The following is a 12,409-nucleotide window of genomic DNA, read 5'->3' as shown; positions in this document are numbered from 1 at the left end:
ACCCGCCGTCGCATACGATTGCAAGAATTTTCACCATCGAAGCCGCTGGGACAAAGATTTCTTGCCAAGTAAACAGAAACGAGCCTAGTTATTTTGCATTCGAATGCAAAAAAGAGAGTCGCGCCATGGCTGAAGTCCAGCTGAGAAACATCTCGAAGGTCTGGGGAAATTTTGTGGGCGTCGACAATTTCGACCTTACCATTCCTGACCGTGAATTCCTTGTTTTGCTTGGGCCGTCGGGCTGCGGCAAGACGACCACGATGCGGATGATCGCCGGTCTGGAGGAAGCGTCCGGTGGGGACATCCTGATCGACGGACAGCGGGTCAACGACCTGGATCCCAAGGATCGCGACGTGGCCATGGTGTTCCAGAGCTACGCGCTTTACCCCAACCTCGATGTCTACGAAAACATCCGCTTCCCGCTGAAGGTTCGCAAGATCCCGCAGGCGGAACACGACGCGCGGGTGCGCCGCGCCTCGGCTATGGTGGAGCTTGACGATTTTCTGCACCGCCGCCCCGCCGAGTTGTCCGGCGGTCAACGGCAGCGCGTGGCCCTGGCCCGTGCGATTGTCCGTCAACCCAACGTCTTTCTGATGGACGAGCCGCTGTCGAACCTGGACGCCAAGCTGCGCGTATCCACGCGGGCACAGATCAAGAACCTCAGCCATGAATTGCAGGTGACGACGATCTACGTGACCCACGACCAGATCGAGGCGATGACCCTGGCCGACCGTGTGGTCGTGATGAACAAGGGCGTGGTGCAGCAGGTCGGTACGCCGACGGACATCTATGACACCCCGTCGAACACCTTTGTGGCCAGCTTCATCGGCAGCCCCGCGATGAACCTGCTGGACGGCACGCTGAAAGACGGCGTGTTCGAGGGCAAGAACGTGCGCGTGACTGGCCTGCCGGCCCACAAGGACGGCAAGGTGGTGCTGGGCTACCGCGCAGAGGATGCTGCCTTGGCCCCGGCGGATGGCCAGATCGCCGCGCCGATCTATTCGCTGGAGCTGTTGGGCGACGCGACGATGATCACCGTCAAGGCGGGCGGCGGACTTGCCTCCGTCAAGGCGCCCAAGGATTTCCGCGCGGAGATCGGATCTCCGGCGGCGTTCAGCATTCCGCCCGCAATCTGCCACCTGTTCGATGCCGCCTCGGGCGAGCGTCTGGATGGTCGTGGCTGGACCCCCGATGCCCAAGTCTGAGAGTTACCGATGACCGATCACGCGACCCAAACTGCCGAAAGCCTCGCCGCCGTCAAACGGATGGAAGAGGGGCTGGCCCGCAACGAAATGGACATGACGAAGTATTTCCACGAAGACTTCGTCTGGCGTGGAAATCAGGGCTGCGGCCTCAAGAAAGGTGTCGAGGAGTTTCAGCGCAACTGGCAATTCCCGATCCGCGCCGCCTTTACCGAGCGGGACTACAAGACCGAACACTTCATGGCGGACGGCGAATGGGCCGCCTGTTTTGGCCATATCGAAGCCACCCATAGCGGCGAATTCATGGGCATTCCGGCGACCGGAAAGCGCGTGAAAATTCCATACATGGATTTCTGGCGCGTCGAGGACGGGCGCATCGCCGACAACCCGGTGTCTGTCGATTTCGCAAGTGTCATGATGCAACTGGGCCGCGACGTGTTCGAGGGCCATGGTTGGGAAACCTATGACCGCGGCGACGCGCAACCTGCAAAACCCGAGTGAGACCCCGATGACCATCGAATACCTCAAGACAAGCCGCCCGGACACCGAGCGGGCCGAGGACGACGCCAAGGTTCGCGCCATCGTCGAAGGCACCCTGGCCGATATCGAGGCGCGCGGGGACCTGGCGGTGCGCGACCTGTCGGAGAAATTCGACGGCTATACGCCCGACGCCTTCCGCCTGACCCAGGACCAGATCGACGCCCTGATCGCAGAAGTCGCGCCCCGCGACCTGGAGGACATCAAGTTCGCCCAGCAGCAGGTCCGCAACTTTGCCCAGGCGCAACGCGACTCCATGCTCGACATCGAGGTGGAAACGATGCCGGGCGTCATTCTGGGGCACAAGAACATCCCCGTGCAATCGGTCGGCTGCTATGTGCCGGGCGGCAAGTTTCCGATGGTTGCCTCGGCTCATATGTCCGTGGCCACGGCCTCGGTCGCGGGGGTGCCGCGCATCATCGCCTGCACGCCGCCGTTCAAGGGCAAGCCGAACCCCGCCGTGATCGCCGCCATGCATCTGGGCGGGGCGCACGAGATCTATGTGCTGGGCGGCATTCAGGCCGTCGGTGCCATGGCCATCGGCACCGAGACGATGGCGCCTGTCGATCTGTTGGTTGGCCCCGGCAACGCCTTTGTTGCCGAAGCCAAACGGCAGCTTTACGGGCGCGTCGGGATCGATCTGTTTGCGGGCCCGACCGAAACGATGGTCATCGCCGACGACACGGTCGACGCCGAGATGTGCGCGACCGACCTGCTGGGGCAGGCCGAACATGGTTACAACTCGCCCGCTGTCCTGCTGACCAACTCGCGCAAGCTGGCCGAGGAAACGCTGGTCGAAATCGACCGCATCCTGACGATCCTGCCGACCGCCGACACCGCCTCGGCGTCCTGGCGGGACTACGGCGAGGTGATCCTGTGCGAAACCTATGAGGAGATGCTTGACGTCGCGAATGATATCGCTTCTGAACATGTGCAGGTCATGACCGACCGCGACGATTGGTTCCTGGAGAATATGCACAGCTATGGCGCGTTGTTCCTGGGGCCGCGCACCAACGTCGCCAATGGTGACAAGGTGATCGGCACCAACCACACCCTGCCCACCAAGAAGGCAGGGCGCTATACTGGCGGCCTCTGGGTCGGCAAGTTCCTCAAGACCCACAGCTATCAGAAGGTGACGTCCGACGCGGCTGCCGCCGAGATCGGGGCCTACGGGTCGCGGCTGTGCATGCTGGAGGGGTTCGTGGGCCACGCCGAGCAGTGCAACCTGCGGGTGCGGCGCTATGGCGGGCAGAACGTGCCCTATGGCGCGGCGGCCGAGTGACAGAAACACCGACACAGGGCAGGGGCCGCTCGCCCCTGCCGATGCGGTGACCGGACGGGTCACATCCCTGGACGTTGCGCGCCGCGCGGGGGTCAGCCAATCGGCGGTCAGCCGTGTATTTTCGGGGGCCTCGGCCAGCGCGGCCACCGCAGACAAGGTCCGCCGCGCCGCGTCCGAACTTGGCTATCGCCTCAATCCGCTGGCACGGGCCATGGTCACGGGGCAAAGCAAGATCATCGGCCTGGTCGTGGCCTACCTCGACAATCAGTTTTACCCTGCGGCCTTGGAACGTCTGTCGATGCAGTTGCAGGCGCAGGGCTATCACATCCTGGTCTTCATGGCCGAAAACAATCCCAAAGCGATCGAAACCGTCGTTCAGGAACTGACGGACTACAGCGTCGATGGCATCATAACTGCATCGGTCGACATGACGGGTGCCTTGACTGCGCGGTGTACCGCGGCCGGCATCCCCGTGGTGATGTTCAACCGGGGGCAGGAAGGGGTCGGCCTGTCCTCTGTCACGTCCGCGAACGTCGATGGCGCGCGCCGGGTGACCGAGTTCCTGCTGGCCGGAAACCACCGCCATATCGCCCATATCGCGGGGTGGCAGGGATCCTCTACCGGGCGCGACCGCCGCTCTGGCTTTGAAGAGGCGATGGCCACGGCGGGGATGACACCGGTCGCAATCATTGACGGCATGTATGACCGCAGCGTCGCGGCGCAGGCGGCGCGCGATCTGATGGCCGCCCACCGGGTGCCGGATGCGATTTTCGTGGGCAACGACCACATGGCCTTGGCGGTGCTCGACACCCTGCGGCACGAAATGGGACTATCGGTTCCGGGTGACGTTTCGGTGGTCGGCTACGATGACGTGCCGCAAGCGGCCTGGCGGGCCTACGACCTCACGACCCTGCGCCAACCGCTCAACCGGATGGTCGAGGCCACGGTCGAGACGTTGTTGCACCAGATCAAGGACCCAACCCGACCGGCGCAACGCATCCAGATCGAAGGACCGCTGATCCTGCGCAGCTCCGCACGCCGTCCCGGCAATTGACCACGGCCACGGCCCACCTGTGTCGATGGATGCAGTGGGTCGGTATCTGGGGGGATGGCGGAGAGACAGGGATTCGAACCCTGGGTAGACTTGCATCCACAACGGTTTTCGAAACCGTCCCGTTCGACCACTCCGGCACCTCTCCGCACCAGTGGTGGCGCGTCTTTAGGCAGGTTGCCGGAGGCGTGCAAGTGGATGAGACGGGAAATCATCACTTCGCCACAATTTCTGATGCGACCCTTTGCAAGGCTGTTTGCCTGTGGTCCGATTCCGGAACGAACCGAGGAGCAGTCGATGAAACCGTTTATGCTGATGACCGCTGCGGTCTGCCTGGTGTCGGTGTTTGGTTGGGACGGGGCGCGGGCCGAGACGGCGACGGCGGCCCCGATGGCCGGCTACGAACTGACCGACCTGTTGGAGGTGACGGGCGTGCCCGCCTTGATGCAGGTGGTCGCCACCGAGGGCGCGCGCCATGGCCGCTCGTTGGAGCCGGCGATGTTTCCGGGCCGGGGCGGTGATCGCTGGGGCGCGGTTGTCGGTCGCATTCAGTCTCCGGACCGCCTGACGCCGCTGATCCGCGCCAGCCTGGAGGAAATGCTGCGTCCCGGCGACGCCGCTGCGGCGCAACGCTTCTTTTCCAGCCATCTGGGGCGATCCGTGATCGAAGGGGAGCTTTCGGCCCGGCGTGCCATGCTCGACAGTGAGATCGAGATGCAGGCCAAGAGCGCCTCTGCCGTGTTGATCGAGGCGATGACCCCGCGCGCCGCGCTGATTGCGGATCTGAAAGACGCCCTGGACCTGGTGACGACCAATGTGTCGGCGGGGATGAACGCCAATTTTGCCTTTTATCGTGGGCTGTCGGATGGCGGCGCCATGGTAAAACGGTTGGGCGAGATGGAGATGCTGGCTATGGTCCGGGAGCAGGAGAGCGAGATCCGCTCGGCGACCGAAGACTGGCTCGACGCCTATTTGATGATCGCCTATGCGCCGCTGAGCGACGGAGAGCTGCAAGACTATGTCAGCTTTTCGCGCACCGATGCCGGACGACGCTATAACGCGGCGATGTTCGACGGGTTCGGGCGCGTGTTCGAAGTGACTTCGTACGATCTGGGTCGGGCGGCGGCGGAGTTCATTCTGCAAACCGATACCTGAGCTGCTTGACATGATCGGGTCGCCCTGAGATAGGGACGCCGGGCCGTAAGGGAACTTGCGGCCCGTTCCTATTTTGAGTCGCTTGATGCGACGTAACTTTGCCCCCAGAGGGCACGCTGTCCGAGGTGCGGTGCCTTCCCAAGTGGGGGCCGCGCGAACACCCGAAAGGGGACCACAGGGCGCGACAGATCAAGGAGAGCGGAATGTTTGCCGTTCTGAAGACCGGAGGCAAGCAGTACCGGGTCACTGAAGGTGACGTGCTGCGTGTCGAAAAGCTGGCTTGCGAAGCCGGTGAGAAGATCCAGTTCAACGAAGTGCTGATGCTGGGCGGTGACACGGTCACCGTTGGCGCGCCGACCGTGGACGGCGCCGCCGTTCAGGCCGACGTGATCGACCAGATCAAGGGCGAAAAGCTGATCCACTTCGTCAAGCGCCGCCGCAAGCACTCGTCCAAGCGGACGAAGGGCCACCGGCAGAAGCTGACGCTGGTGCGCGTGACCGAGATCCTGGCCTCCGGCGCGGATGCGACCGGCGTGAAGGCCGCTATCGGTTCCGGCTCTGTCTCCGCTGCCGCGGTTGAGGCGGCAGCGCCCGCCAAGAAGGCTGCGAAGCCCGCCAAGAAGGCCGCTCCGGCTGCCAAGGTTGCCGACAACGAAGCCCCAGTGGCCGAGCTGTCGGGCACCAAGCCTGCGAACCTGCTGAAGGAAGCCCGCGAGGGTGGTGCCGACGATCTGAAGAAGATCTCCGGCGTTGGTCCCAAGCTGGAAGGCCTGCTGCACGAGAATGGCGTGTTCCACTTCGACCAGATCGCCGCTTGGGGATCAGACGAAATCGCCTATATGGATGACAAGCTGTCGTTCAAAGGTCGCATTGAGCGCGACGGTTGGATCGACCAGGCGAAGACCTTCGCCGCAGAACAGGAGTAAAGATCAATGGCACACAAAAAAGCCGGTGGCTCCTCCCGTAACGGCCGCGACTCTGCTGGTCGCCGCCTGGGCGTGAAACTCTATGGTGGTCAGGCCGCGATCGCGGGCAACATCATCGTGCGTCAGCGCGGCAACAAGTGGTGGCCGGGTGAAGGCGTGGGTCAAGGCAAGGACCACACGATCTTTGCGACCACCGAAGGCGCCGTGACGTTCCGCAAGGGCTTCAAGGGCCGCACCTATATTTCGGTTCTCCCGGTGGCGGAGGCCGCCGAGTAAGCCGAACCTCAAGGTTTCAAGCATTCAGGGGATCGGCGAGAGCCGGTCCCCTTTGTCCTTTCCGGGCCCGCAAAGGACCCACGCCATGTATGCCACGCAGTCTCGATTGCCCGCCCTGATGCGGCCTGCGTTCTGCCTCGGCCGGTGGGCAAGAGCATGAGCGTGGCCGTCGCCTCCTTTGCGATCTTTGCGGCGTCCCAGGTTGGCACGCCTGGTCCCGCGAACCTGGCGCTCATGGCCACGGGCGCGCGCTTCGGCTTGCGCGCGGCGCTGCCGTTCGTGGCAGGTGTGGCACTTGGCAAGCAGTTGATCATCTGGCCCGTCGGCTTCGGCCTGATGGAAATGGCCGCCCGTGCGCCGTTGATCTTCGAAGCCCTGAAATGGGTGTCGGCGGCCTATATCATCTGGCTTGCCTGGAAGGTGGCCAACATGCGCCTGGGCGAAGGTCAGGACGCGCGGGCACCCGGGTTTGCCGCGGGCCTGATCGTGCATCCGCTCAACCCCAAGGCCTGGGCCATGATCACCGGCGGTTTCACCGCCTTCGTGGCCCCGGGGACGCCGTCGTTGGAGGCGACGGCGACCATCGCGGCGGTGCTGCTGGGGTGCCAGCTGTTGATGCACCCGCTTTGGACCTGGGGCGGCAGCCTCATGGCCCGTCACATTCGCGGCACCGCCGCAGAACGTTACCTGATGTGGACCTTGGCCGCGCTTACCGTGGCCAGCGTCCTGTTCGTGCTGTTCGGAGGAGGAACGACATGACCCCACAGAAAGCTCCCGTTCGTCTGGATGCTGTCGCCACCGCCGACCAGGCCGTGGTTAAGACGTCGCGCCTGACCCTGCGACCGGTGCGCCGATCCGACATGGGTCTGATCGACCATTACGCCGGCGACCTGCGCGTATCGCGCATGACCACCACGATTCCGCATCCCTTGCCCCCCGGTGCCACCGATGCCTTTGTGACGCGCTGCATGTCGGACCCGGATGGGGAAATCGTCTGGGTGATGGACGCGGTCGACATCGCCTTGGGGGAACTGGTCGGTTTGATTTCATTGCATCCGATGGACCGCAATCAGGCTGAAATCGGCTATTGGGTCGCGCCGTCCGTTTGGGGCAAGGGCCTGGGCAGCGAAGCCGTCACAGGTCTCATGCAGGCGAACCCACTTGGCAATGCCCAGGTGTTCGGCAAGGTGTTTCAGGACAATCCGCCATCCGCCCGCGTTCTGACCAACGCGGGGTTCGATTATATCGGTGACGCCGAAGCTTTCTCGGTGGCGCGTGGGGCAATCGTGCCCCAATGGACCTATATCCGTCAGATGACTTGAGGCTGACGCACGCGGGGCGTAAGGGCACCACATGAAGTTTCTGGATCTTGCCAAGGTATACATCCGCTCCGGCGGCGGAGGTGGGGGCGCGGTGTCGTTCCGCCGCGAGAAGTATATCGAATTTGGTGGCCCCGACGGCGGCAACGGCGGACGCGGTGGCGATGTTATCATCGAAACGGTCGAGGGTCTGAACACCCTTATCGATTTCCGTTATCAACAGCATTTCTTTGCCAAGTCGGGGCAGGGCGGCATGGGCCGTCAACGCACCGGCAAGGATGGCGAAGATATTCTGCTGCGCGTGCCCGTGGGCACCGAAATCCTGGACGAGGATCAGGAAACCGTCATCGCCGACATGACCGAGCTGGGACAGCGCATCGTGCTGGCCAAGGGCGGCAACGGCGGTTTTGGCAACCAGCATTTCAAATCCGCCACCAACCAGGCCCCGCGCCGCGCCAACCCTGGCCAGCCGGGGGTCGAACGGACGATCTGGCTACGGCTGAAACTGATCGCGGATGTGGGCCTGCTCGGCCTGCCCAATGCGGGCAAGTCGACCTTTCTGGCCGCGACGTCCAACGCACGCCCCAAGATCGCCGATTACCCGTTTACCACGCTTGTCCCCAATCTGGGCGTTGTCGCCGTGGACGGGGTGGAATTCGTGGTGGCCGATATTCCCGGCCTGATCGAGGGCGCGCACGAGGGGCGGGGCATTGGCGACCGGTTCCTGGGGCACGTCGAACGGTCCGGCGCGTTGCTGCATCTGGTCGACGGCACATCGGATCACGTTGTCGAGGATTACCAAACCATCATCACCGAGTTGGAGATGTATGGTGAGGGGCTGACCAGCAAGCCGCGCCTCACGGTTCTCAACAAGATCGACGCCGTCCCCGAAGACGAGGTCGAAGCCCGTCGCGCAGCCCTTGCCGAAGCCGCCGGCACCGATGTCATGACCATGTCCGGCGTGTCCGGCGACGGCGTGACAGACGTGCTCCGCGCGCTGCGCAAGCTCATCAAACGGGAGGCGGTCGCGGCCGAAACAGCCCCGTCCGATGCGCCGTGGACACCGCTTTAACCCTCTCTGCCGCCCGCCGCGTCGTCGTCAAGATCGGATCGGCCCTGTTGGTCGATACGGCCACTGGTTCGGTGCGCGCCGACTGGCTGCGCGGGTTGGCATCGGACGTGGCTGCGCTGCGGGCACGGGGGACGGATGTGATCCTTGTCTCCTCCGGCTCCATCGCGCTTGGCCGCAATGTCCTGTCCCTGACGCCGCCGCTGTCGCTGGAACAATCGCAGGCCGCGGCGGCGGTCGGTCAGATCCGTCTGGCCGGGGCCTATGCGGAGGTTCTGGATCCGCTGGGCGTGACCTCTGCTCAGGTCCTGTTGACGCTGGACGACAGCTCGGACCGGCGGCGGTATCTAAACATGCGCGCGACCTTTGAGACGTTGTTGGCCTTGGGTGTCGTGCCCATCGTGAACGAAAACGACACCATCGCCACCGATGAGATCCGCTTTGGCGACAACGACCGGTTGGCCGCGCAGGTGGCGGCGATGGCAGGGGCGGATGTCTGCGTATTGCTGTCGGATGTCGATGGCCTGTATACCGCAAACCCCAATCTGGACCCGGCGGCGGAACACCTGCCGGTCGTGTCGGAAATCACGCCTGATATTGCCGCCATGGCGGGCGAAGGAGTGTCGGGCCTGTCCAAGGGCGGCATGATCACCAAGATCATGGCCGCGCGCATCGCCACCGAAGCCGGGTGCGCGCTGGCGATCACCCTGGGCGGTGACCGGGCGTTGACGGCCTTGGCTGAGGGCGCGCGCGCGACCTGGTTCCTGCCCAAGGACGACCCTCAGGTGGCGCGCAAACGCTGGATCGGGTCGATGAAACCGCGCGGGACGATTGCGGTCGATGACGGGGCGGCGCGCGCGTTGATGGCGGGGAAATCCTTGCTGCCTGCGGGGGTTACCTTTGTCGGCGGCAGCTTTGGCCGGGGCGAGCCGGTCACGATCGAGGGCCCCGACGGGCGCGCGATGGGGCAGGGCCTGATCCGCTACACCGGGGACGAAGCGCGGCAGATCAAGGGCTTGCGCTCCGGCGATATCGAGGCGACGCTGGGCTATCCCGGCCGCGCCGCACTGATCCACAGGGATGATATGGTGATCTGATGAAAGACCTGAGCGACGACATTCCCGCCCTGATGGCGAAAATCGGCGCGGATGCCCGTGCTGCTGCCGCCGACCTCGCTTCGGCCCGTCCGGCGCAGAAACGCCAGGCCCTGAATGCGGCTGCCGATGCCCTTTGGGGCCTGCGCGCAGAGGTTCTGGAGGCCAACGCGCGCGACCTCGACTATGGTCGTGACAAGGGTCTGTCAGATGCCATGATGGACCGGCTGGCCCTGGACGAGAGCCGTATCCAGGGCATCGTCGACAGCCTGCGTTCGATCGCGCAGCAGGACGATCCCGTGGGGCAGGTCCTGGCAGAATGGGACGAGCCGAACGGCTTGCATATCCGCCGGGTACGCACGCCGCTTGGCGTGGTCGGCGTGATCTATGAAAGCCGTCCGAATGTGACCGCCGATGCAGGTGCGCTGTGCCTGAAGGCCGGGAACGCGGTGATCCTGCGCGGCGGGTCGGAGTCGTTCCATTCGTCGCAGGTCATTCATCGCGCCATGGTCGAGGGGCTGCGCGCAGCGGCCCTGCCCGAGGCGGCGATACAGTTGGTCCCCACCCGTGACCGCGCCGCGGTGGCCGCCATGTTGACCGCGACCGACCACATCGACGTGATCGTGCCGCGCGGCGGCAAGGGGTTGGTCGGTCTGGTCCAGCGCGAGGCCCGCGTGCCCGTTTTCGCGCACCTGGAAGGGATCGTGCACATCTATGTCGACGTGTCCGCCGATCCCGAGATGGCGCGCAAGGTCGTGCTGAACGCCAAGACGCGCCGCACGGGCATCTGCGGATCGGCCGAATGCCTGCTGATTCACCGCGATCTCGTCTCCGGTTTGGGGCAGGATCTGTTGGACATGTTGATGCAAGCCGGTGTCGATGTGCATGCCGGACCGGGGCTGCGCGGCACCGAAGAGGCGAGCGATGAGGATTGGGGGCATGAATTCCTCGACATGAAGATCGCAGCAAAAGTTGTTGATAACGTTGACGAAGCAATCGCGCATATCCGGCGCTTCGGCTCGAACCACACGGACTGCATTCTGTCCGAGGATGCCGCCCCGGTGGAGCGGTTCTTCAACCGGCTCGACAGCGCGATCCTGATGCACAATGCCTCGACCCAGTTTGCCGACGGTGGAGAGTTCGGGATGGGGGCCGAGATCGGTATCGCGACAGGCAAGATGCATGCCCGTGGACCCGTCGGAGCAGAGCAGCTTTGCAGCTTCAAATACCTCGTCACCGCCGATGGTGCCATTCGCGGGTAACACCGTTAAATCAATACCCTGAAAGGTGACGTTCATGTCAGAGCGCCCAAACCTCGTGCGTCGCACGGTTTTTCCCGACAGCGTCAGCCGCGCGGTCGTCACGCCCTTGCAGCCTTCGGTCGTCTACGCGTCGCCCGACCCTGACGCGTTGGACGCGCAATATGACGGCAAGACGCGCGGTTATACCTATGGCCGCGAAGGACACCCCAACGCAGATGTCCTGGCAGGCATGATCGACCGGCTTGAAGGCGGCGAAGGTGGTATTGTCACCGGGTCCGGCATGTCTGCTGTGACCGGTGTGATCCTGGGGCTGTTGGGGCAGGGCGATCACATCGTGGGCGGCAATCAGTTGTATGGCCGCAGCTTGCGTATGATGACGCAGGATCTGCCGCGATGGGGCATCACCTCGACCCTGGCGGACCCGACCGATGTTGCGGCGATGAAGGCCGCAATCACCCCCGCTACAAAGATGATCCTGGTGGAGGTCGTTTCGAACCCCACGCTGCGCGTGGCCGACATGGAAGGGATCGAACGGCTGGCGCAGGAACACGGGTTGATCCTGGTCGTCGACAACACCTTTACGACGCCCTACGGCTTTCCGGCCTACGCGCGTGGCGCGGATGTGGTCATCCATTCGGTGACCAAGCTGCTGGCTGGCCATAGCGATGTCACGCTTGGCTATGTGCTGACGCGCGACGCGACGCATCGCAAGGCGATCTACGACACCATCGTCACGCTGGGCCTTACGCCCAGCCCCTGGGACTGCTGGATGGCGGAGCGGGGGCTCTATACTTTCGACATGCGGTTTGAACGGGCGCAGGCCAATGCCGCCGCCCTGGCCGAGGTCGTCGCCGCGCATCCGGCAGTCGAGGCGGTGCTGTACCCCGGTCGGCCCGACCACCCCGATCACAACCGGGCGGGGGCGCTGTTGAATGGACAATTCGGCAACATGCTCAGCTTCCGTCTGCATGGCGGGCGCGATCAGGCCAATGCTTTGACGCGCGCGGCGCCGCAGGTTGCGTTTGCGCCGACGCTTGGGGATGTGGGTACCACGCTGTCGCATCCGGCGTCCTCCAGCCACAGGGGCCTGACGGCAGAGGGGCGTGCGGCACTGGGCATCACCGAAGGGTTCTTTCGCGTGTCCGTCGGCTGCGAACCGATCAGCTTGCTGACCAACGATTTCACCAATGCATTGAACGCAGTCGCCGCGCCCTAGGACGGGCGGCCTTGTCTGGT

13 protein-coding genes and 1 tRNA gene are annotated in these 12,409 nt (G+C 64.1%); 13 read left to right on the top strand and 1 reads right to left on the bottom strand.

Translation table 11 applies throughout. From position 1 onward, the window contains the following. Window positions 1-125 precede the first annotated feature (125 nt). The 4 genes from K3551_RS13160 to K3551_RS13145 are packed head-to-tail and all read left to right on the top strand — an operon-like array spanning window position 126 to window position 4,075. Window positions 126-1,205 carry an ABC transporter ATP-binding protein gene (locus K3551_RS13160; RefSeq protein ID WP_259914009.1) on the top strand — a complete coding sequence of 360 codons (1,080 nt, stop codon included), beginning with the start codon at window positions 126-128 and terminating at the stop codon, window positions 1,203-1,205. A gap of 9 nt (window positions 1,206-1,214) precedes the next feature. Next, a complete protein-coding gene (locus K3551_RS13155) occupies window positions 1,215-1,703 on the top strand; it encodes an ester cyclase (RefSeq protein ID WP_259914008.1) in 489 nt (162 codons plus the stop codon). 7 nt (window positions 1,704-1,710) lie between these two features. Further along, complete coding sequence (gene hisD / locus K3551_RS13150; RefSeq protein WP_259914005.1) at window positions 1,711-3,021, top strand: histidinol dehydrogenase; 1,311 nt, start codon at window positions 1,711-1,713, stop codon at window positions 3,019-3,021. After that, complete coding sequence (locus K3551_RS13145; protein ID WP_259914003.1) at window positions 3,002-4,075, top strand: LacI family DNA-binding transcriptional regulator; 1,074 nt, start codon at window positions 3,002-3,004, stop codon at window positions 4,073-4,075. The genes hisD and K3551_RS13145 overlap by 20 nt, the downstream gene beginning before the upstream one ends. 55 nt (window positions 4,076-4,130) lie before the next feature. On the opposite strand, the gene K3551_RS13140 is transcribed toward K3551_RS13145, so the two are convergent. After that, a tRNA-Ser gene (locus tag K3551_RS13140) sits at window positions 4,131-4,220 on the bottom strand. A gap of 149 nt (window positions 4,221-4,369) precedes the next feature. Between K3551_RS13140 and K3551_RS13135 the strand changes: the two genes are divergently transcribed. From K3551_RS13135 to K3551_RS13095, 9 genes are all read left to right on the top strand, one after another. Beyond that, the gene (locus tag K3551_RS13135; protein WP_259914000.1) at window positions 4,370-5,227 is read left to right on the top strand and encodes a hypothetical protein; all 858 of its coding nucleotides are present in this window, start codon (window positions 4,370-4,372) and stop codon (window positions 5,225-5,227) included. 203 nt (window positions 5,228-5,430) lie between these two features. After that, window positions 5,431-6,153 carry a 50S ribosomal protein L21 gene (locus tag K3551_RS13130; RefSeq protein WP_259913999.1) on the top strand — a complete coding sequence of 241 codons (723 nt, stop codon included), beginning with the start codon at window positions 5,431-5,433 and terminating at the stop codon, window positions 6,151-6,153. 6 nt (window positions 6,154-6,159) lie between these two features. Next, window positions 6,160-6,429 (top strand): 50S ribosomal protein L27, encoded by a 270-nt coding sequence (rpmA, locus tag K3551_RS13125; protein ID WP_259913997.1) that lies wholly within the window; start codon window positions 6,160-6,162, stop codon window positions 6,427-6,429. A 156-nt stretch (window positions 6,430-6,585) separates the two neighbouring features. Then, entirely contained in the window at window positions 6,586-7,188 is a 603-nt protein-coding gene (locus tag K3551_RS13120; RefSeq protein ID WP_259913995.1) for a LysE family translocator, read from the top strand. Next, on the top strand, window positions 7,185-7,751 hold the full coding sequence (locus K3551_RS13115; RefSeq protein WP_259913992.1) for a GNAT family N-acetyltransferase: 567 nt from the start codon (window positions 7,185-7,187) through the stop codon (window positions 7,749-7,751). The genes K3551_RS13120 and K3551_RS13115 overlap by 4 nt, the downstream gene beginning before the upstream one ends. A 31-nt stretch (window positions 7,752-7,782) precedes the next feature. Beyond that, entirely contained in the window at window positions 7,783-8,820 is a 1,038-nt protein-coding gene (obgE, locus tag K3551_RS13110) for a GTPase ObgE (protein ID WP_259913989.1), read from the top strand. Beyond that, window positions 8,805-9,914: a glutamate 5-kinase gene (gene proB / locus K3551_RS13105; RefSeq protein WP_259913986.1), complete on the top strand. Its 1,110-nt coding sequence runs from the start codon at window positions 8,805-8,807 to the stop codon at window positions 9,912-9,914. The genes obgE and proB overlap by 16 nt, the downstream gene beginning before the upstream one ends. Then, complete coding sequence (locus tag K3551_RS13100; RefSeq protein WP_259913983.1) at window positions 9,914-11,173, top strand: glutamate-5-semialdehyde dehydrogenase; 1,260 nt, start codon at window positions 9,914-9,916, stop codon at window positions 11,171-11,173. The genes proB and K3551_RS13100 overlap by 1 nt, the downstream gene beginning before the upstream one ends. A 34-nt stretch (window positions 11,174-11,207) precedes the next feature. Next, complete coding sequence (locus K3551_RS13095; RefSeq protein WP_259913979.1) at window positions 11,208-12,389, top strand: PLP-dependent aspartate aminotransferase family protein; 1,182 nt, start codon at window positions 11,208-11,210, stop codon at window positions 12,387-12,389. The last annotated feature ends 20 nt before the right edge of the window (window positions 12,390-12,409 follow it).

This window comes from Jannaschia sp. M317 (assembly GCF_025141175.1).
In the GTDB taxonomy this organism is placed as follows: domain Bacteria; phylum Pseudomonadota; class Alphaproteobacteria; order Rhodobacterales; family Rhodobacteraceae; genus Jannaschia.
The sequence above is the reverse complement of the archived record's forward strand: the minus strand, read 5'-3'. Positions and strand labels throughout refer to the sequence as shown.